General features: G+C 52.6%; 17 protein-coding genes. 16 read left to right on the top strand and 1 reads right to left on the bottom strand.

Translation table 11 applies throughout. The annotated features are described in order from the left end of the window. From AC50Y3_RS19665 to AC50Y3_RS19650, 4 genes are read left to right on the top strand one after another with little or no spacing between them, the layout of a single operon-like run. A complete protein-coding gene (locus AC50Y3_RS19665) occupies positions 1 to 900 on the top strand; it encodes an ABC transporter permease (protein ID WP_494820422.1) in 900 nt (299 codons plus the stop codon). A gap of 24 nt (positions 901 to 924) precedes the next feature. Next, a complete protein-coding gene (locus AC50Y3_RS19660; RefSeq protein ID WP_494820421.1) occupies positions 925 to 1809 on the top strand; it encodes a carbohydrate ABC transporter permease in 885 nt (294 codons plus the stop codon). Positions 1810 to 1835: 26 nt separating this feature from the next. After that, on the top strand, positions 1836 to 2648 hold the full coding sequence (locus AC50Y3_RS19655) for a ChbG/HpnK family deacetylase (protein ID WP_494820420.1): 813 nt from the start codon (positions 1836 to 1838) through the stop codon (positions 2646 to 2648). 45 nt (positions 2649 to 2693) lie between these two features. After that, positions 2694 to 3461 carry an alpha/beta hydrolase gene (locus tag AC50Y3_RS19650; RefSeq protein ID WP_494820419.1) on the top strand — a complete coding sequence of 256 codons (768 nt, stop codon included), beginning with the start codon at positions 2694 to 2696 and terminating at the stop codon, positions 3459 to 3461. 672 nt (positions 3462 to 4133) lie between these two features. Here AC50Y3_RS19650 and AC50Y3_RS19645 read toward each other — a convergent pair. Further along, positions 4134 to 6242 carry a Sip1-related alpha-galactosidase gene (locus tag AC50Y3_RS19645; protein WP_494820418.1) on the bottom strand — a complete coding sequence of 703 codons (2109 nt, stop codon included), beginning with the start codon at positions 6240 to 6242 and terminating at the stop codon, positions 4134 to 4136. Between the two features lie 235 nt (positions 6243 to 6477). Here AC50Y3_RS19645 and AC50Y3_RS19640 point away from each other — a divergent pair, with 235 nt between their 5' ends. From AC50Y3_RS19640 to rhaA, 12 genes are all read left to right on the top strand, one after another. Next, positions 6478 to 7317: a fumarylacetoacetate hydrolase family protein gene (locus tag AC50Y3_RS19640; protein WP_494820417.1), complete on the top strand. Its 840-nt coding sequence runs from the start codon at positions 6478 to 6480 to the stop codon at positions 7315 to 7317. 28 nt (positions 7318 to 7345) lie between these two features. After that, positions 7346 to 7759: a VOC family protein gene (locus tag AC50Y3_RS19635; RefSeq protein ID WP_494820416.1), complete on the top strand. Its 414-nt coding sequence runs from the start codon at positions 7346 to 7348 to the stop codon at positions 7757 to 7759. A gap of 49 nt (positions 7760 to 7808) precedes the next feature. Continuing rightward, positions 7809 to 8570, top strand: coding sequence for a FadR/GntR family transcriptional regulator (locus tag AC50Y3_RS19630; RefSeq protein ID WP_494820415.1), 762 nt, complete (start codon positions 7809 to 7811; stop codon positions 8568 to 8570). A 31-nt stretch (positions 8571 to 8601) separates the two neighbouring features. Beyond that, complete coding sequence (locus tag AC50Y3_RS19625) at positions 8602 to 9966, top strand: four-carbon acid sugar kinase family protein (protein ID WP_494820414.1); 1365 nt, start codon at positions 8602 to 8604, stop codon at positions 9964 to 9966. Continuing rightward, positions 9963 to 10889, top strand: coding sequence for a ketopantoate reductase family protein (locus tag AC50Y3_RS19620; RefSeq protein WP_494820413.1), 927 nt, complete (start codon positions 9963 to 9965; stop codon positions 10887 to 10889). The genes AC50Y3_RS19625 and AC50Y3_RS19620 overlap by 4 nt, the downstream gene beginning before the upstream one ends. Then, positions 10886 to 11680, top strand: coding sequence for an MBL fold metallo-hydrolase (locus tag AC50Y3_RS19615; RefSeq protein ID WP_494820412.1), 795 nt, complete (start codon positions 10886 to 10888; stop codon positions 11678 to 11680). The genes AC50Y3_RS19620 and AC50Y3_RS19615 overlap by 4 nt, the downstream gene beginning before the upstream one ends. A 12-nt stretch (positions 11681 to 11692) precedes the next feature. Continuing rightward, positions 11693 to 12763: a serine hydrolase domain-containing protein gene (locus AC50Y3_RS19610; RefSeq protein ID WP_494820411.1), complete on the top strand. Its 1071-nt coding sequence runs from the start codon at positions 11693 to 11695 to the stop codon at positions 12761 to 12763. Between the two features lie 13 nt (positions 12764 to 12776). Further along, positions 12777 to 13820, top strand: a complete 1044-nt coding sequence (locus AC50Y3_RS19605) for a Gfo/Idh/MocA family protein (RefSeq protein WP_494820410.1) — start codon at positions 12777 to 12779, stop codon at positions 13818 to 13820. A gap of 25 nt (positions 13821 to 13845) precedes the next feature. Beyond that, positions 13846 to 14877, top strand: coding sequence for an alcohol dehydrogenase catalytic domain-containing protein (locus AC50Y3_RS19600; RefSeq protein WP_494820409.1), 1032 nt, complete (start codon positions 13846 to 13848; stop codon positions 14875 to 14877). A 683-nt stretch (positions 14878 to 15560) separates the two neighbouring features. After that, the gene (locus AC50Y3_RS19595; protein WP_494820408.1) at positions 15561 to 17630 is read left to right on the top strand and encodes a bifunctional aldolase/short-chain dehydrogenase; all 2070 of its coding nucleotides are present in this window, start codon (positions 15561 to 15563) and stop codon (positions 17628 to 17630) included. 17 nt (positions 17631 to 17647) lie between these two features. Further along, positions 17648 to 18019 (top strand): sensory rhodopsin transducer, encoded by a 372-nt coding sequence (locus tag AC50Y3_RS19590; protein ID WP_494820407.1) that lies wholly within the window; start codon positions 17648 to 17650, stop codon positions 18017 to 18019. 20 nt (positions 18020 to 18039) lie between these two features. Then, the gene (rhaA, locus tag AC50Y3_RS19585) at positions 18040 to 19332 is read left to right on the top strand and encodes an L-rhamnose isomerase (protein WP_494820406.1); all 1293 of its coding nucleotides are present in this window, start codon (positions 18040 to 18042) and stop codon (positions 19330 to 19332) included. The last annotated feature ends 3 nt before the right edge of the window (positions 19333 to 19335 follow it).

Genomic DNA, 19335 nt, shown 5'->3' with positions numbered 1-19335 from the left:
ATGGCAAAGCTGTGGCAGAAGGAATCCATACATTTTCATATCATGCTGTTGCCGGCACTCGCATTGGTCTTGATTTTTCAAATCTATCCGATGTCAGGTATCGTATTGGCATTCAAAGATTTTGTGCCAACTAAAGGAATCTGGGGCTCGCCGTGGGCAGGCTTCAAGCATTTTCTCTTCGTGCTCGACAATCCGGAAAGTGCCACGATTTTGCGCAACACCTTAATTATTTCGTTCGGTAAAATCATTACCCTCATTATTGTGCCGGTCGTATTCGCGCTGATGCTCAATGAAATTAGACTGCGCTGGTTTAAACGCACCGTTCAAACCGTCGTTTATCTGCCCCACTTCCTGTCGTGGGTCGTCGTAGCCGGTATTCTGAAGGATGTTCTCTCCCTTAGCGGCCCTGTTAACTGGGTGCTGCACAGCTGGTTTGGCTTCGAACCGCAAATGTTCCTCGGGAGCAATGAATGGTTCCGCACGATCATCGTGTCTTCTAACGTATGGAAAGAGTTTGGTTTCTCTACGATTATCTACTTAGCGGCTCTCACCAACATCAACCCTTCGCTCTATGAAGCGGCTGAAATCGACGGAGCAGGACGTTTCCAAAAACTAATGAATATTACATTGCCGGGTATTGCGATGACCATCGCGCTGCTTGCTACGCTTAGCCTAAATGGCGTACTTAATGCGGGCTTCGACCAAGTCTTCAACATGTATAACGTACTGGTCATGGAATCCGGCGATATTATTGATACTTATGTGTACCGCTCAGGGCTGATGTCCGCCCAGTATGAGATGGCAACCGCGATCGGGCTGCTCAATTCCGGTGTGAGCTTCATTCTAGTCATTTTAACTTATACGATGGCTTATCGTTTTGCTAATTATCGTATCTTCTAGTGTATACAAGCGAGGTGAAAGGGTATGGTTCAAAATAAAACGCTCGGTTCGCGGTCATTTGATGTGCTGCTGCTGTTGTTCATGGTAGTCGTATCGCTTCTGTCCGTTGCGCCTATTATTCATACGCTGGCGTTGTCGCTGAGTAAAGCTTCCTTCGCAATGGCTGGACAAGTATTTCTATGGCCGAAAGGCTTTGATATCAGTTCCTATCAGAAAGTGTTTACGGATAAGCAATTCTTTCTCTCTTTCTGGGTTTCGGTAAAACGTACGTTCCTTTATACTGGACTTAGTTTGTTGGTTACGGTGTTGATGTCTTATCCGCTTTCGCGTGAAACGAAACAGTTTAAGTCGCGGAATGTCTACATGTGGGTATTCGTATTCGTCATGATGTTTAACGGCGGACTTGTGCCAACGTACCTGACGATCAAATCGCTCGGTTTGATGAACAACTTCTGGGTGCTGATTCTACCGGGTCTGGTTAACGTGTATAATGCGATTCTAGTCATGAACTTCTTCCGTAACCTGCCCAAAGAGCTGGATGAATCGGCCGGTATGGACGGTGCAGGCGCTTGGCGGAAGCTGGTTCTTATTTACTTGCCGCTCTCGCTGCCGGTACTTGCGACCATTACGCTCTTCAACGTGGTGACCACATGGAATGAGTACTTCTCGGCAATGATCTACGTCACGAAGAGCAACTTGATTCCGCTGCAAACGTATCTGCAGCAGGTCGTCGTTACGATCGATCCGACCAAGATCACAACAGAGAACGTAAGCCAGCTTACGAAAGTATCGAGCGAGACCCTTAACTCGGCCAAAATCGCGGTAACGATGCTGCCGATTCTCATTATTTATCCGCTGCTTCAGCGCTACTTCATCACGGGGATAACGATGGGTTCTGTCAAAGAATAAATCAAAGCGCGAAGCGAGGATCTTTCATGGCGAACAGTACAGTTTCATTAATTACAAGAGCCGATGATTGCGGCAATAGCGAGTCCCATAACTTAGCGATCGCGGAGAGCTGCAGGCACGGTATCGTGCGCAACGTCTCCGTGATGGCAACAGGCACCGCGCTTGATCATGCGGCGGCTTTGTTTGCCGGAGACCGGAGCATTTGCTTTGGTCTTCATGCTACGATGAATGCGGAATGGGAGACATTCCGCTGGAAGCCGCTGCTCCCGGTATCGGAAGTATCGACACTTGTCGACGCCGATGGTTATTTCATGCAGCATCCGGGCCAGTGGCTTGCCGCGCCGCCGGATGTCGAGCAGATCCTGAGCGAGATGAAGGCGCAGCTGGACAAGCTGCGTGCATTGGGCTTTGAAATTACCTATGCGGATTCGCATATGTTCTTCGAGTGGGCGGTTAAAGGGCTCGATGCTGCTTTTGACGCTTGGTGCGTGCAAGAAGGGCTTATCAGTCATCGACCGTTTATAGGCAGGCTGCCTGAGATTGGCGGAGATAGCGCTGATGCCGGTGAAGGTGCGAGCGCAGGGAGCGGAGCTGGGGATCCGGTGGATCAGTTCGTTGCGCGGTTGAAGCTTGCCGCGCCGGGGCAGTATTTAATCGTTGGCCATCCCGGCTATGACGATGAAGAGACTCGGAGCTGGGGCAACTCGGATTATCCGGGTACGAAGGTAGCGCAAGATCGCCACTGGGAGCGTTTGATGTATACGGATTCACGCGTGCTCGAAGCCGTGAGGAGCGGTGGCGTTCGATTGCTTCGCTATGACGAGGCGCAGGTCCTATAGAAACGATTGCGGATTCTATTGCAGCTTCAGGAGGAGAATGAAACGATGGCAGTCATTCATATGGATTTTTTTTCAAGCGTGTTGGGGATGACCTCCTCGGTATCGATCGTGATGCCGCAGGACGTGCAGCCGGGCGAGAAGTTGCCCGTGCTGTACATGCTCCATGGTTTAAGCGATAACGAAAATACGTGGCTTCGCCAAACGACGCTGGAGTACCAGCTCTCGAAATACCGCATGTTCGTCGTCATGCCGAACGTGCACCGCAGCTTCTACTCCGATATGGCGCATGGCGGCAAGTATTGGACGTACGTGAGCGAGGAGCTTCCGAAGATCGTTAAAGCGATGTTCCCGATTTCGGATCGCAGAGAAGATACCTTTGCAGCTGGCCTATCGATGGGCGGCTACGGCGCAATGAAATTGGCGCTTGCCTATCCGGAGCGTTACGCTGCCGCGGCTAGTTTCTCCGGCGCGCTGGATATCCGCGCGATTGAGAACTTGTTTGAAGGCAGTGAGTTCACCGATATTTTCGGTGATGTGGCAGGTACGAAGGAGCACAAGGACGATTTGTTCCACCTTGCGAATGTCGCAGCGAAATCCGGCAAAGAGCTCCCGGCACTGTATCAATGCTGCGGCACGGAAGACTTCCTCTATGCCGACAATATCCGTTTCTTAAACCATGTCAAGTCGCTCGACATCGAGCTCACCTACGAGGAAGAATCAGGCTTGCACGAATGGGGCTACTGGAACATGAAGCTGCCTCGTGTGCTCGAATTTCTTACCGGCGCAGCGAAGAAAGACGTCGTAACCAAATAGAGTGTTAAAGGTATGCCCGCTAGTCGGTTCGTTGACTAGCGGGTGTTTTTTGTTGTTGGGAGCTACGAGTAGCTCCCAGAGCAACATATTCCCCGAAACCTGATGGAAATGAGCAAAGAGTAGCTCCCAGAGCAACACACTAGTGGATGAATGGTGGATTTAGAGAAAGAGTAGCTCCCAGAGCAACACATTCACCAAAACCCGGTGGAAACGATCAAAGAGTAGTTCCCAGAGCAACACATTAGTTGAAGTATGGTGGATGTAGAGAAAGAGTAGCTTCCAGAGCAACACATTCACCAAAACCCGGTGGAAACGATCAAAGAGTAGCTCCTAGAGCAACACATTAGTTGAAGTATGGTGGATGTAGAGAAAGAGTAGCTTCCAGAGCAACACATTGGTTGAACTGTCGGATGGAAACCGGCGATCGAGCAACAAGCGAGGTAGCAGTTACCGTACATTGGTTGAAATTCAGTGATCGAGCAATAAGAGCGGTACGAGTTACCGCACTTTGGTAGGAGACCAACGTGGGAGCAACAAGAGAGGTACGAGCTACCTCACATTGGCGGAGAGCGGTGGTGCAGATAGCTATTTACGAGGCAACAGCAGTAAAACAAAAAAAGGGCTGCCTCACAAGCCGCATTAATACGCGTTTTTGTGAGGCAGCCCTTCTGTTTAAGCAAAGCGGATTTCGATGAGTACTTCTGCGGCGCTTGAGTCGCAGGCGATGGAGTAGAAGCCCTGCTCGGAGCGGATTTCGACAACTTGTCCGTTCACAGTTGCGGATACAGGCGCGGATTTAGACGCGAAGCCGTAATCGCCGCCTTCGTGAAGCAGCACGGTTGCGCGGTCCGGCTGAGCCAGCATCCATTTCACGGTGGCCGCCGACACGTACTTATCGATTAAGCCAAAACTTGCAAAGCCGCTTCGGTAAGGAGCGGCTGTGAACAGCTGCGGCTTACCGCGTTCAACCGTGAAGCGATGCACCTCCGACTCTGCCAGCAGCGATGCGCTGCGACCGAAGTGAGAATATACAGCATACTCGGCAGCAGGCTCCATCCCAGCGATGTCCGTCAAGCGGAACTCGCCTTCAAGCGGCGCGGCATCCGTGTGAATATGGAAACATGCGAGCAGCCCGCTGTCGCCGGAGCGACTCATGATTTTGAGCGGCACCGCGGTTTCGACGGGGTTCACCAGCAGTACGTCCTCTGTCGGTACGCCCGGCTTGTCGGCACGAAGAATGCGGCCATCAGACAGAATAAGCGGACGAAGTACGTCAGCATCGGTCTCGCCGACTTTGTCGCTAACATAAATCGGACCGCCGCTAATCGCGCGGAGAACGGCATGATCCCGGCTATCCTCATGGGATGTCCACCAAATATCCCAATCGCCCCAATACAGCGTGCTGTGATAGAACGAATTGTAGGCGTTCTGCAGCGCATGCTCGCGGAACCATTCCGGTTTCGCCGGATAGAAGTCGTCGCTGTTTCGCGAAATGGCGGAGTTGACGCGGCTCCATACATTCTCCTGCGCCATGCCCATGCAATTGATCAATCGGCCGTCAAAGTATAACGATGCCGATGCTTCGAGCGCCTCATGCAATCCCTTCGCCGCTTGTCCAAGCGGCTGCTGGCCTTTGACAAATTCGATCAAAGAGCTCTGGCTGTCGACCTTCAGCATATCGATGCCTTGTGCGGCCAACCAGCTATGCCATTGCTTCCAGAAGCCGAAACCCATCTTCGCATCAGGACTAGGAAACAGACGACCAGCAGTGTCGGCTTGCAGCAGGTCACGATGTTTAAAGGCGATTTCACCCTCCGGATCAACGCCATGCCAATACCCCGTGAACGCATGCCAAACACCAACCCAATTGACGCCGTATTCGTTCTTCAGCTTGCTTACCGTACCGGCAAGTCCATCCGGGAATTTCAAGCGATCTTCCTCGAATGAGACGAGCGTTTTCTCGCGAACCGGGGACCAGCCGTCGTCAATCATCACCCATTTGACCGGAACCTGCTTCGCTCTCAGCTCCTCGGCTTTCTCCTCAATGCCTTGCTGCGATACATCATGATAGAACGCATCCCACGTGCACCAGCCCAAGTATTCGAAAACCTCCGGATAACGCTTCGACTCGCGAAGGCGAACCGGCTCTTGCCGAGCGAGGAATACCGCTTCAGCGGCTTTCTCCACAACTTCATAAGCACTGTCGCCTTCGTGCAGGACAAACAGCAGCTCGCGACCGGTTCGAACTCCGCGAAGCAGAGGAGAAATTACAAATTGCAGTCCTTCGCCATCGCCGCGCACGGTGGTCTTAAACACATTCGAACATTGCGGGAACAGCTGCGTGTAGCGGCCGTCCGCTTTCCAGAGCAGCGCTTGCGTTTTCTCGGGGAGAGCAGCTGTGCTCTTCGCCATATAAGGTCGGGTCCACCACCATTTGTACGCATTATAGTGGGCCAATACGCCTTCCAAGCTGCCGACAGGCTCGCCTACGGAAAGCAGAATGCCGGCATCCGCTGCCAGCGCATGCGTAACGCCGAAGATATCCTGCTTTAATTGAACGGACATATATGCACTCACGGTGTGCGCGTAACATCGAAGCTCTAGCGTCAAATGGCTTGTTTCCTCCGCATCATGGAAAGGCAATAGGTATGTTTCATAACTTCCCATTTCATCGCTGCCGCCATCACCTTGCACCCAGCCTGCTGTTTCATAACTTGGAGTATCGCCATTCTCATAAGTAACGGTAAGTCCATATTGGTTAAATAATTGCTGTGGTTTCATCGGTTATTCTCCTTTGCCGCTTCAATCGTGCTCTGCCAGCCGAGCAGAGTACATCTGTAATCATAACGGAAATGCCTCGCACGCTAGGAGGGAAATAGGTCTTGCAAAGGTGGAAAATCGTCTGTAGTTGCATGGGGCGAAAAGTTACTACTGTACATATTTGGAAATGGATTTTATAATAAAACCAAATTGGTCGACCAATCGTCCAATTTCACGATGGAGAGGATGACGCACAATGAGGCTTGTAACAGTCGAATTTGACGGCGCACCCAGAGTAGGTGTCAGTACGAATGACGGTGTTATTCTGACTGATTACGCAGATATGAAGGATCTGATAAAAGATGGCCCCCGAGGAATCGAGGTCGCCAGAGGGCTGCTCGAAAGCGGAACCCCGCGACAAGGCTTCAAGCTGCTTGCCCCCATAACTCAGCCAAGCAAAATTCTATGCTCGGGCATTAATTATGCCGCACATTCGGAAGAGGATGAGGACGCGAAGCTGCCGGTGGAACCGTCTGTATTCTCGAAGCTGCCTTCCTCGATTATCGGGCCGGGTGAGGCGATCGTGATTCCGACGCAGGATTGCCGGACGGATTACGAAGTAGAGCTGGCATTTATTATTGGAAAAACAGCTAAAAACGTGCCGAAGGAACAAGCGCTCGATTATATTTTCGGCTATACCGCGATGAATGATGTCAGCGAACGGGCGCGTCAATTCCGCTTGCAGCACGAGACGATCGGCAAAGGCGTGGATACATTCTGCCCAATCGGACCGGAAATCGTATTAACCGATGAGCTGACAGACCCTGCCCAGCTGCGCATCCGCACATACCTCAATGGCGAGCTTCGCCAAGATAGTCATACATCGAAGCAAATTTTCAGTATTCCGGTGATGATCGAATACTTAACAAGTATGTTTACGCTGCATCCCGGTGACATCGTTTCGACCGGAACGCCTGCCGGATGCGGCGCATTCATGAACCCGCCTCAATATATGCAGCCCGGCGATCACGTTATCGTCGAGGTAGAAGGCATCGGCCAATTGGCCAACCCGGTTGCTGCCGGATGGGAATCATAAGCACTTATATGGAGGGAGCTGGCCGATTGTGATCCGAACGATCGATCATATTGCAATTGCAGTTTGGGATATCGATGCATCGCTGCCGTATTATACCGATGTGCTTGGTTTGGCACTCATTGAGGATGAAATGCTTCCTTCCGCAGGTGTGCGGCTTGCTTACTTGCAAGCGGGCAATGTGATGATTCAGCTCGTACAGCCCATTGGCGAGACAGCGATCCGTAAACATTTGGAGGAGAAAGGCGAAGGATTGCAGCATATTTGCTTTGGAGTCGAAGACATCCCGGCAACGCTTGGCAGCTTGCCAGGCGAATCGAGCGTACAGGCGAAGATGGGCGGAAGACGCCGGCGGGCATGTTTTATTGGGGCGAGACCGAATAGCGTGCCGATTGAGCTGACGGAGCTTGAGCCGTTCGTTGCTGAAGCGGACACGGCCAGCTAACTGAGCAACCTAGATGTACATAACGAAACGACGAAAGTAGGCATCACAAATGACAAATATGAACGCGAATACGACTAACGCCAGCGGGCTGGATTTTGAGCCGATTGAACGCAAGACGATGGTGATGGAGATTACAGACCGTCTGCTGAGCTACCTATTATCCGGCAAAATAAGACCGGGAGCCAAGCTGCCTGCCGAACGCCAGCTTTCCGAAGCCATCGGAGTAGGCCGTTCTTCCCTGCGCGAAGCGCTCAAGGCGCTGACTGTGCTTGGTTTGCTTGAGGTGCGGCACGGGGATGGCACCTATTTGAAAAGAGCCGATTCCGAGCTGCTTCCACGAGTCATTGAATGGGGCTTACTGCTTGGCGAGAAACGGACGATGGATCTCATCGAAGCTCGTCAAACCATTGAGGTGGCCGTTGCCAGGCTGGCTGCGGTTAGGCGTGATGAACAACAACTACAGGAACTCAAAGAGATTGTTGATCAGCTCGATACGACCGGCAACACGAACAGCGTATTCGAAGCGTATACCGAATCGGATATTGCTTTTCATATGAAGCTTGCGGAGATTGCCGGGAATACGGTGCTGCGCGATATGCTCACCAGCATTCGCTCCCTGCTGCGCGTGTGGATTAAGAGTGTCGTTGCCTCCGAAGGAAGCACGCAATTCTCGTATGAGGAACATTTGGCTGTCTATAAGGCGATTGAGCTGGGGGATGCAGAAGCGGCGGCCCAGGCGATGGATGCTCATATGGACTCCGCGTCTTCCAGGCTGAAACATCTGATTGAGGAATGGAATGTGGATCAATAGAGGGATTGTTGTAAAGTGAGGTGCAGGCTCGTTGGCGAGCGAAAGAGATTCACGCAATCAACCGGAATCGACAGCTCAGAAGGTTATAACGATCGTATTGGATGATGACCCGACAGGTACGCAGTCCGTTTCCGGTGTATCGGTCATGCTGCAACCGGATTTTGAAGCGCTGCGACACGAGCTGGTTCAAGGTCCGATCGGGGACGCGCTCTATGTGCTCACCAACACAAGAGCACTTCCGCAAGCTGAAGCCGTTGCGCTAATACACAGCATCAAAGCGGCTGTCGAGCGCGCGGCTGCTGAAGCGAATGTCGCTGTGCGTTTTCTGCTGCGGGGCGATTCTACGCTGCGCGGCCATGTTTTTGCCGAAATCGAAGCGCTTAGCGGAGGCGTTAAAGGGATAGCATTGTTCGTACCTGCATTTCCGGAATGCGGCCGAGTGACGCGAGGCGGCGTACATTATTTGCTGACGAACACGACTGGAGATGCGACAGCAACGAGTTGGATCCCAGTTGCCGCAACGGAATTTGCGCAGGACCCTATATTCGGCTACAAAGGCGTAACTATGCAGGAGTGGGTAGATGAAGTTAGCCAAGGCAGCTGGAAATTGAAAACGGTTACGCTGGATGAATATGCAAACAAGGGGATAACGGCGGCTGTGTGCCATGCACTGCTGGAAGCTGAGCCGGGAACGGTCGTTGTTCCGGATGCTCAGTCCTACGAGGATTTACTCCGAGTTGCCGATGGTCTGCGCTTGGCGGAGGAGCAAGGCAAAACGGTCGTCATTCGGAGCGCGTCTACGTTTGCTTCGATTCGCTGCGGCTTGAAGTCGCGGGCGATGGAACGGGTAACGATGCGGGGAAGCGGACGACTGCTGATCGTATGCGGCTCTCATACAGCTGCTTCTTCGCGGCAATTGGAGCAGTTGGAGCACTATACCGGCGAGACACCTATAGTTCTCCGAACGCAGCAATTGCTCCATGATGAGCAGACTACTGCTGCTGAAATCGCGGCGCGTGTAGCGGCTAAGCTAAATAAAGGGAAGCTGGCGATTGTGGCGACGGAGCGGATTAGGCTTGCCGAACATGGCGATTTAGCCATCGGAGCACTTGTAATGAAGGCACTTACGAATGTGGTGGCGCAGGTCGCCCCATACTGCGATGGCGTTATATCGAAAGGTGGCATCACTTCTGCGGATGTAGCGTCAGTAGGGCTCGGAGCAAACAGCGCCTATGTTGCAGGTCAATTGGAACCCGGCGTTTCGCTTTGGTTATTGAATCCGAGGGGAAACGGGAGAGAGATTCCTTATTGTGTCGTTCCGGGTAACGTCGGCGATGGGGGCACGCTTGTACGGTTGGTACAGAAATTCAACGCAAACGGAGGTAGTTCGCAATGAAAATCGCCGTAGTCGGGGCAGGAGCAATGGGCGGCATGCTTGCCGCGAAATTCTCCACAGCCGGTAACGAAGTGACGCTGATCGATGTATCCCAAGCACTGATTAATCAAGTCAATGAGAACGGACTTATTGTTGATACGAAAGGAGAAGGAAGTGCAACCCACAAGCTTCATGTGACCTCAGTTCCAGCGGAAATCGGCGTTCAGGATGCTGTGTTCTTCTTTATCAAAGCGCATCATACGGCGTCTGCGGCAGAAAATGCACGACCTATGATCGGTACAGATACGGTTATTGCCAGCTTGCAGAACGGTTGGGGGAATGCTGATGTGTTATCGAGCGCCTATCCGGAGGGAAATATCATTGTTGGCGTCACCTACCACAGCGCTACCGTGCTTGAGCTTGGCAAAGTAGGACACACCGGTTTCGGTGCTACTTTTGTCGGACCCTATAGCGAAGGAGTAAGCTTGGAGTCGGCAGAGCGGATCGGCGGACTGCTGAATGAGGCAGGGATCGAAACGACGGTAACGGCTAAGGTGAAGACGGAGATTTGGAAAAAGCTGATTTTAAACGCAGCAACACTGCCAACTTCGGCTCTGACCGGATTATGCGCAGGTTACCAAGGAGAGAAGGGCTTGCTGCTCGATCTGGTTGACGACTTGGCGGCGGAGGCGGTTGCTGTCGCGCAGTCGCTTGGTTATGAGATCGAACGGGAAGAACGCATGGATCGCATTCATACGATTCTGGAGAACGCAGGCAAAGGGAAATCCTCCATGCTTCAGGATGCAGAGGCAAGACGCAAAACCGAGGTGGAAGTCGTGAATGGCGCAGTCGTGCGCGCTGCGGAGCAAACCGGTGTCCCTGTACCGCTGAATAAAGCGATGGTCGCGATGATTGCAGGACTTGAGAGGAGCTGGAGAGCGTGACGACAAGCATTCGATTTCTAGGCATGGCCGGCTACGAAATTGTTGGACCCGATAAGCGGATTCTCATCGATCCATTTCTATCCGGCAGCCCTAATGCTCCGATCAGCCACGAAGAACTGGAAACGCCGGATGTCATCCTCGTAACACATGCCGCGTATGATCATCTCGGCGATACCGCCGCTATTGCCTTACGAACCGGAGCTCCCGTCGTTTGCGGCGGTGATGTGCGCGCGGTTCTGTTCGAAGCGGGATTACCGCCTGAGCAGGTGCAGGCAACGGTATGGGGGATTGTGGTCGAGGTGAACGGCGTCATCGTTCGACCGGTTGAGAGCCATCATTGGTCGCAAACCAGGCTGAAGGACGGTCAGTATGTTTCCGGCGTGCCGATGGGTTTCATAGTAGAGCCGGAGCCGGGCATTCGTATCTACCATTGCGGTGACACTGCTATTTTCGGCGATATGAAGCTGATCCGTGATCTGTATGCACCTACAATCGGCCTTATGGGTTGCAACAATTCGCAGGCTTTGCTGGCAAGAGCTGTTCAAGCGGGGAAATTGCTGACCGGTGAAATGTCGCCGAAGGAAGCTGCCATCGCCTCTGAATTCCTTGGCCTTGATTATGCGATAGCTTCCCATTATCTCGATCTGACCCATGAGCTTGAGAAGCAGGATGTGGATGCGTTCTTGGCGCTCGTGCCGGAGTACGATACGACGGGAACGCGCGAAGCGCTTTATATGGAAGTCGGGGAAACGTTGTATTTTGAAGGAAGTAAGGTCAGAAGGGAGCTATAGGAGCTGATGCAGATGCCGACTCCTCAGACTTTGCGGCCGGATTACTACCTTCTCACTAGCGAGGATGCTCGCGTTCGTTACTTGGAAAGACTGCTGCAGTCAGGCGTAACGTATTGCTACGCTGCAGCATTTTACGAAGATGGCGGCCGGATTGGTGAGGCCTACGGCGGGCGAATCGTAACTTCTAATGGCGGCAGCATGGTCCCGGATCGAAGTCGGTCATTTAATGTAGGCTCTGTCACGAAAGTGATAACGGCAGCTCTTATTATGAAGCTTGCCGAGAGTGGGGAGCTGTCGGTGGATGATGCGGTTTCTCGGATTGTTCCGGCCTATCGGCACGCCACTACACTACGGCAGCTCATGACGCATACTTCGGGTTTGCAATGGACGAAACCTTGGAAATGGCCGCGGCCGGCAGAACTGGCAGCTTGCCGAGCTTCAATTTACGCCTGTGATCGATCCGAACAGCCGGATCAGAACGCTGTGTATTTTACGCAAGGATATTTCATTTTGATGGATGTCATCGAACAGGTGACGGGGCAATCACTCGAAGCGTTTGCGAAGGAAACCCTGTTTACTCCGCTCGGCATGACGCATACAACATTTGATGTATTGGACTGGGAGCCCGGCAGCTATTCGCTTCCGTACGATACAGATAATGGAGCGCCTGATCTTGAACTGGAAGGTTTGGCCGCGACCGGTGAGAGCGGATTGTATTCGACGCCTGGCGACCTCATTCATTTTGCGGCGATGCTGCTGGGTAATGGGGTGTTCGACGGGAAACGGATTTTCTCAGAAGCGGCCGTGCATGCCATGCTGTCAGAAGTGACGGGCGGGCGGTTCTCCAAATCCCCTGTTTTCTGGATGAAAAGCTCCCTTGACCTGTACGGCTGCTTCGGGGATCTGGTATCACCTCGGGCTGTGGGCCATCCTGGATTCTCCGGCTGTATGTTGATGCTAGACCCGCAAACACGCAGGGCCGGCTGCCTCGTGACCAATAGTCAGAAGCTGCACGCAGACTGGTCGTATTACCGAAGACTCTGGAACATTGTCGCCTGCTTGCCTGCCGAAGGGGGCTCATAATGGGAGGATGTTTATGTATAAAGTCGGGTTGATCGGGACGGGGTTTTGGTCGGAAAAACATTTGAAAGCCTGGCAGCGCATTCCGAATGTGCAAATTGCCGCATTATGCAACCGGAGCAAAGAGAAGCTGCTGCGCAAAGCGGATGAATATGGCATACCGCATGATCAGCTGTATAGTTCATTGGAAGAAATGCTGGAGCGCGCGGACATCGATATCGTGGATATCGTTACGCCGCCTGAGACACATCTGCACCTTGTGGAGCTGGCTGCCCAAGCAGGGAAATTCATCATGTGCCAGAAGCCTTTCGCGCCTTCCTACGAAGAAGCGGAAGCTATCGTTGCTGCAGCCCGCAAGTATGACGCGAGGCTGATGGTAACGGAGAACTGGCGCTGGCTGCAGCCGATTCAAACGATCAAGCAGGTGCTCGAATCGGGCGTACTCGGGAACATTCGGGTGGCGAGATTTATCCACTCGGATTATTTTACCGAACGGATGGTTCCGGGGGCGAATTTGCCGCAGCCTTTCCTAACTAGGATGCCGCAGCTGATGTTCTATGAAATGGGCGTGCATTGGTACGATACATGGCGCTTCCTGTTCGGGGAGCCGAAACGGCTTTATGCCGAATTGCGGTCGTTCAGCCCGAATGTGATCGGTGATGATTCCGGTGTCGTCACGCTTGGCTATGACGATTTCTATGGCCTCATGGACATATGCTGGGTTTCAAGACGCGAGCTGACAGGGCCGATTATCGAAGAGCAGGTGGATGCGAGGTTCGTGGAGCATTTTGTGGTCGATGGAGATCGGGCAACGCTTAAGATGTATGGCAATGAAGGCAAAATCGTTATCCTTGACAACGATGGACGGGAGACAGTCGTGGCCGAGCGCACGGAGCTTGACCATGAGGAGAGCCATTATCGGCTGCAGTCCCATTTTATCGACTGTTTGATGTCGGGCAGCCCGTTTCAGACGAGCGGGGACGATAATTTGCGGACGCTGCGGTTAGCTTTTGCCACTTATGAAAGCAATGAGAAACAGCAAGTGGTCCATCTGGACTGATTGTTGACGGTGAAGGGTGATTGCGATGAAAGCGGCGGTATTCAGTAAACCATTCGAAATTATTGTGAGTGAGGTAGCGAAACCTCGGCCTGCACGCGGCGAAGTGTTGGTTTCCGTTAAGGCGGCAGGGATTTGTGGAAGCGATCTGCATAATTACGACGGTTCACATCCCTATGTGCGGTATCCGTCAATATATGGACACGAGCTGTCCGGCGTGGTTGAGGAAGTAGGCGAAGGCGTGGTTTCCGGAGCGAAGCCCGGTGACCGCGTCATCATTGAACCGGCGATTCCGTGCGGAAGCTGCTATCCGTGTCGAAGCGGGAAATACAATTGCTGCATCGATATGAAATTCGTCGGCTCCTTTGGCGGGCAGGGCGGGTTTGCCGACTATGTAGCGGTGCCGGAGCGGTGCATTCATCCGATGCCGGATGAGATGGATTATCGCATAGGCGCCTTGTGCGAGCCGTTCACGATTGGGGCACAGGCGGTCAAGCAGGCGAATGTGAAGGATGGCATGACCGTCACCATTCTCGGTATGGGTCCGATAGGGCTGACGATTCTGATTCTGCTCAAGCAGCTTTACGCTGTGCGCGTGTTTGCCGTCGATGTCGTGCCGGAGCGGCTGCTGACCGCGAAGCAATTCGGTGCGGACGTCCTGGTCAATCCGCTGGAAGTCGATCCTGTTCAGCGGGTGAAGGAATTGACCGGCGGGGAATATTCCAATGCGGTCATCGAGGTGGCCGGGCTGAAGCGCACGATGGAGCAGACGATTCATCTCGTTAGCGCAGGCGGCCATGTTGTAATCGTGGGACTGACCTCTGACGATGTGAGTTTTCCCGGCATCCTGTTTACGAAGAAGGAAGTCGAAATCCGCGGCAGCCGGAACAGCGTGGATCAATTTCCGTTTATTATTGACTTCCTGAGCCGCAACCGCGAGCTGGCGGAAGCATTTATTACCGCGACGATGCCGTTCCAGGACATCGCGCATGCTTTCCATGAGGCCAAGACGAAACCGAATGCGTTTAATAAGATTATATTGATGTTTGATGAGGCGTAAGTGAGGCAGCCAGGCGCATGATGCGCATGAGGGAGTAGCTGATTCGCCAACTAATTGATAATGAGTAGCCCTGTGGGCTACTCATTCGTAAAACTAGCTTAGATTCCGCCATAGAGTTGCTCTAGGAGCAACTCTTTCGCTTGATTCGCCAACTAACTTCCAAAGAGTTGCCCTGGGGGCTACTCATTCGTAAAACTAGCTTAGTTTCCGCCATAGAGTTGCTCTAGGAGCAACTCTTTCGCTTGATTCACCAACTAACTTCCAACAATGAGTTGCCCTGGGGGCAACTCTTTCGTAAAACAAGCTTAGATTCCGCCAAAGAATTGCTCTGGGAGCAACTCTTTGGCTTGATTCACCAACTAACTTCCAATGTGTTGCCGTAGGAGCTACTCTTTCGCGTGAATAGTGAATTCGGCGAGTTGTGCAAAAGAAGGGAACCAGGGGATCTACATGGGAGCAAATTCGGCGAAATGAGCCCATGAAGCGCACCAGGAGATCTACATGGTAGCCGCTCGGTTCCTTCGAGCCTGGCCAACAAAACAGCCCGGAAACACAGCGAAGTTTCACATTCGCTGCTGTTTCGGGCTGTTTTTGTTTTTGTTTGAATTTCTGTATTCAAAAACAAACAAACATGATAAACTGATTTTAACATCATATATCAAACTCATTCGGAGGTATTCACAATGGTACAAAGTTTGTGGGAGCAAGAGAAAGCATCGGAACTGCAAGGCGGACTTGCGCAGCTGGTTTATCGCTCTAATATCATCGGCACAGATCGCCGCGTTTGCAACTGGGGCGGCGGCAACACGTCAAGTAAGACAACGGTGCAGGATTTCCGCGGTCGTGACATTGAAGTGATGTATGTGAAAGGCAGCGGATCTGACCTTGCTACGATGAAAGCGGGCAACTTCACAGGTCTGCGCATGGAGGATATTCGTCCATTGTTCGAGCGCGATGAAATGTCCGATGAGGAAATGGTTGGCTACCTGGCACATTGCATGATCGACAGCAAGCACCCGCGCGCTTCGATCGAAACGCTGCTGCATGCGTTCCTTCCATTCAAACATGTGGATCATACTCACCCGGATTCCATCATCAGCCTGTGCTGCGCGGATAACGGCAGGGAGCTGGCCAAAGAAATTTTCGGCGACCGTTTCGTATGGGTCCCTTATGTACGCCCAGGCTTTACCCTTTCCAAAATGATTGCTCAAGGCGTGCTCTCGAATCCGAAAGCAGAACTCGTGCTCATGGAGAAACACGGTCTCGTTACTTGGGGCGAAACGTCCGAGGAAGCTTACGCGCAAACGATCAAAATCATCACAGAAGCAGAAGACTTCATCGAAGCTCGCGTCAACGAAGCAAAGCTGTTCGGCGGCGTGAAACACGCAGCACTTGAAGCAGATGTGCGCAGAAGCATTGCTGCACAAGTGATGCCAACGATTCGCGGCGCAGTTAGCGATGCGAAGAAAATGATTCTGACCTTCGACGATGCTGACGACGTGCTGGCATTCGTAGGCGGCGCAAAATCCCCTGAGCTGTCCCAAGTCGGCGCAGCTTGCCCGGATCACCTCGTTCATACAAAGGTTGTACCTCTGTTCATCGATTGGACGCCGAACGCAGAGGACATCGATGGCTTGAAAGCGATTCTTAAAGAAAGCATCGCTGCGTATAAGAAACAATATGAAGCCTATTTCGAACGGAATAAGAACGAAGGCGACGTGATGTTCGAAGCTGCGCCGCGCGTTATTCTAATTCCGGGAATCGGCATGATTAATACAGGCAAAAGCTGGTCCAACTCCAAAGTGAGCGGCGCACTTTACCACCGTGCCATTGCCGTTATGCGCGGCGCGACAGCGCTTGGCGACTTCGTCTCCCTAAGCGAGAACGAATCCTACAACGTCGAGTACTGGCCGCTTGAGCTGTACAAATTGTCGCTTGCTCCTGCAGAAACGGAATTCTCCCGCAAAGTCGCGTTCATTACCGGCGGTGCCGGCGGCATCGGCAGCGAAACGGCTCGCCGCCTCGTTTCCGAAGGTGCGCATGTGGTACTTGCCGACCTGAATTTGGAAGGTGCGGAGCGGGTAGCCGGCGAAATTAATGGGAAGTACGGCGAAGGCCGTGCGGCTGCTGTGAAGATGGACGTAACGAGCGAAGAAGCGGTTATGGCGGCTATCGCAGAAACAGCACTCACGTATGGCGGTATCGACATCATCGTGAACAACGCAGGTCTCGCAACCTCGAGTCCGTTTGACCAGACTTCCTTGAAAGAATGGAACCTGAACATGAACGTGCTTGGCACAGGCTACTTCCTGGTCGCACGCGAAGCGTTCAAGCTGATGAAAGAGCAAGCGATCGGCGGCAACATGGTATTCATCGGTTCCAAAAACTCCGTGTATGCGGGCAAGAGCGCATCTGCGTACAGCTCGGCAAAAGCATTGGAGGCGCACTTGGCACGCTGCGTGGCAGCAGAAGGCGGAGAGTTCGGCATTCGCTGCAATACGATTTTGCCGGATGCGATTCTGCAAGGCTCTACGATCTGGAACGGCAGCTGGCGCAATGAGCGGGCAGCCGCATACGGCATCGAACCGGATCAGCTGGAAGAGTACTACCGTAAACGGACGACGCTGCTCGTTAACATCTACCCGCGCGATATCGCTGAAGGCGTTGCGTTCTTCGCATCGTCCAAGGCAGATAAAACGACTGGCTGTATGTTGACCATTGACGGCGGAGTTCCGGCAGCATTCACACGATAAGAGAGGTTGGTGCGGGCATGTATCAAGCAAGAGGCGAGAAGCACTGGATTATTCCGGACGGCTATATTCCGCCAATCAGCAAAGGTTCACTTGAAAGCCATGAATCGGTATGTGTGCTCAATTGTGCTTCGGAAGACGCACTGATCCGGATGACCATTTTCTTCGAGGATCGCAATCCCATTGAAAACATTCTTGTTGTCGTACCAGGCAGACGAACCAAACATATCCGTACCTCTACCCTTTCGTCGAGTGGGGAGTTCATTCCGGTCGGCGTTCCTTATGCGATAGAGGTATTGAGCGATATTCCGATTATCGTGCAATACAGCCGTTTGGATGCAACCCAGGCGGAGAATGCATTAATGTCAGTCGTAGCTCATCCTCTAAAATAACGTTAAAAGGAGCATGTGAGATGGACCAAACCATTCAAGCTAATTACGAGGCAGCCAAAGCGCTGTATGCACGCCATGGTATTGATGTGGATGCGGCACTGGAGCAGCTGGCTCAAATTAAAATATCGATGCACTGCTGGCAGGGAGACGATGTGCGCGGCTTTCTGAATAAAGGCCAAGCACTGACAGGAGGCATCTCGGTTACCGGTAATTATCCTGGGGCTGCCGGTACGCCGGAAGAGCTGCGCGCGGATTTGGAGCTGGCATTCTCCTTGATTCCGGGCAAACACAAGCTGAACCTGCACGCCATTTACGTAGACACCAATGAGCAAGTTGAGCTGGACAAAATCGAACCGAAGCATTTTCAGAAATGGGTCGATTGGGCGAAAGAGCAAGGCCTCGGTCTTGATTTTAACCCAACCTGCTTCTCCCACGAGAAGTCGAAGGACGGCTTCACGCTGAGCCATCCGGACCCGGAAATTCGTCAATTTTGGATTGACCACTGCAAAGCATCCCGCAAAATCGGAGCTTATTTCGGCGAGCAGCTCGGCCAAACCTGCGTCACGAACGTATGGATTCCGGACGGCTTCAAGGATACGCCGGTTGATCGTTTGGCACCGCGTAAACGGTTGAAGGATGCGCTCGATGAAGTATTCGAGGAAGAATTAAACCCTGCTCATAACCTGGATGCAGTGGAAAGCAAGCTGTTCGGCTTGGGCTCGGAAGCCTATGTTGTAGGTTCGCATGAATTCTACATGGGCTATGGGATGCAGAACAATAAGTTGATTTGTTTGGATGCGGGCCATTTCCATCCGACGGAAGTCATTTCGAATAAGCTGTCTGCGATTTCGCTGTTCACAGATGGCATTCTGCTTCATGTCAGCCGCCCTATGCGCTGGGACAGCGATCATGTCGTGACGATGGACGATGAGCTGATCGATATCGGCCGTGAGCTTGTCCGCGGCGACCTGCTTAGCAAAACGCATATCGGCCTTGATTTCTTCGATGCCAGCATTAACCGCGTCGCAGCTTGGGTTATCGGGACGCGCAACACGATCAAAGCCTTGATGAGAGCGATGCTGGATCCGGTTGAAGCGCTGCGCCAAGCTGAAAACGATGGCGACTATACAACTCGCCTTGCGCTGCAAGAAGAATTCAAGTCGTACCCGTTCGGCGCAGTTTGGGATTACTACTGCGAGAAGAACGGTGTGCCTGTGCGTGAAGCATGGCTTGCCGAAGTGAAAGCTTACGAGCAGGCCGTATTGCTGCAGCGGGGCAAAGAACCGGTCGAAGCAGCAGAATCTAACGTATAGGAG

This window comes from Paenibacillus sp. J22R98 (genome assembly GCF_059383835.1).
Note: the sequence above shows the minus strand (reverse complement) of the source record. Positions and strands in the feature narration are given on the sequence as shown.

Excerpts from the sequence above, each read along its gene's own strand:
- AC50Y3_RS19665 (WP_494820422.1), top strand. The coding sequence starts at position 1 with ATGGCAAAGCTGTGGCAGAAGGAATCCATACATTTTCATATCATGCTG.
- AC50Y3_RS19660 (WP_494820421.1), top strand. The coding sequence starts at position 925 with ATGGTTCAAAATAAAACGCTCGGTTCGCGGTCATTTGATGTGCTGCTG.
- AC50Y3_RS19655 (WP_494820420.1), top strand. The coding sequence starts at position 1,836 with ATGGCGAACAGTACAGTTTCATTAATTACAAGAGCCGATGATTGCGGC.
- AC50Y3_RS19650 (WP_494820419.1), top strand. The coding sequence starts at position 2,694 with ATGGCAGTCATTCATATGGATTTTTTTTCAAGCGTGTTGGGGATGACC.
- AC50Y3_RS19645 (WP_494820418.1), bottom strand. The coding sequence starts at position 6,242 with ATGAAACCACAGCAATTATTTAACCAATATGGACTTACCGTTACTTAT.
- AC50Y3_RS19640 (WP_494820417.1), top strand. The coding sequence starts at position 6,478 with ATGAGGCTTGTAACAGTCGAATTTGACGGCGCACCCAGAGTAGGTGTC.
- AC50Y3_RS19630 (WP_494820415.1), top strand. The coding sequence starts at position 7,809 with ATGACAAATATGAACGCGAATACGACTAACGCCAGCGGGCTGGATTTT.
- AC50Y3_RS19620 (WP_494820413.1), top strand. The coding sequence starts at position 9,963 with ATGAAAATCGCCGTAGTCGGGGCAGGAGCAATGGGCGGCATGCTTGCC.
- AC50Y3_RS19610 (WP_494820411.1), top strand. The coding sequence starts at position 11,693 with ATGCCGACTCCTCAGACTTTGCGGCCGGATTACTACCTTCTCACTAGC.
- AC50Y3_RS19605 (WP_494820410.1), top strand. The coding sequence starts at position 12,777 with ATGTATAAAGTCGGGTTGATCGGGACGGGGTTTTGGTCGGAAAAACAT.
- AC50Y3_RS19600 (WP_494820409.1), top strand. The coding sequence starts at position 13,846 with ATGAAAGCGGCGGTATTCAGTAAACCATTCGAAATTATTGTGAGTGAG.
- AC50Y3_RS19595 (WP_494820408.1), top strand. The coding sequence starts at position 15,561 with ATGGTACAAAGTTTGTGGGAGCAAGAGAAAGCATCGGAACTGCAAGGC.
- AC50Y3_RS19590 (WP_494820407.1), top strand. The coding sequence starts at position 17,648 with ATGTATCAAGCAAGAGGCGAGAAGCACTGGATTATTCCGGACGGCTAT.
- rhaA (WP_494820406.1), top strand. The coding sequence starts at position 18,040 with ATGGACCAAACCATTCAAGCTAATTACGAGGCAGCCAAAGCGCTGTAT.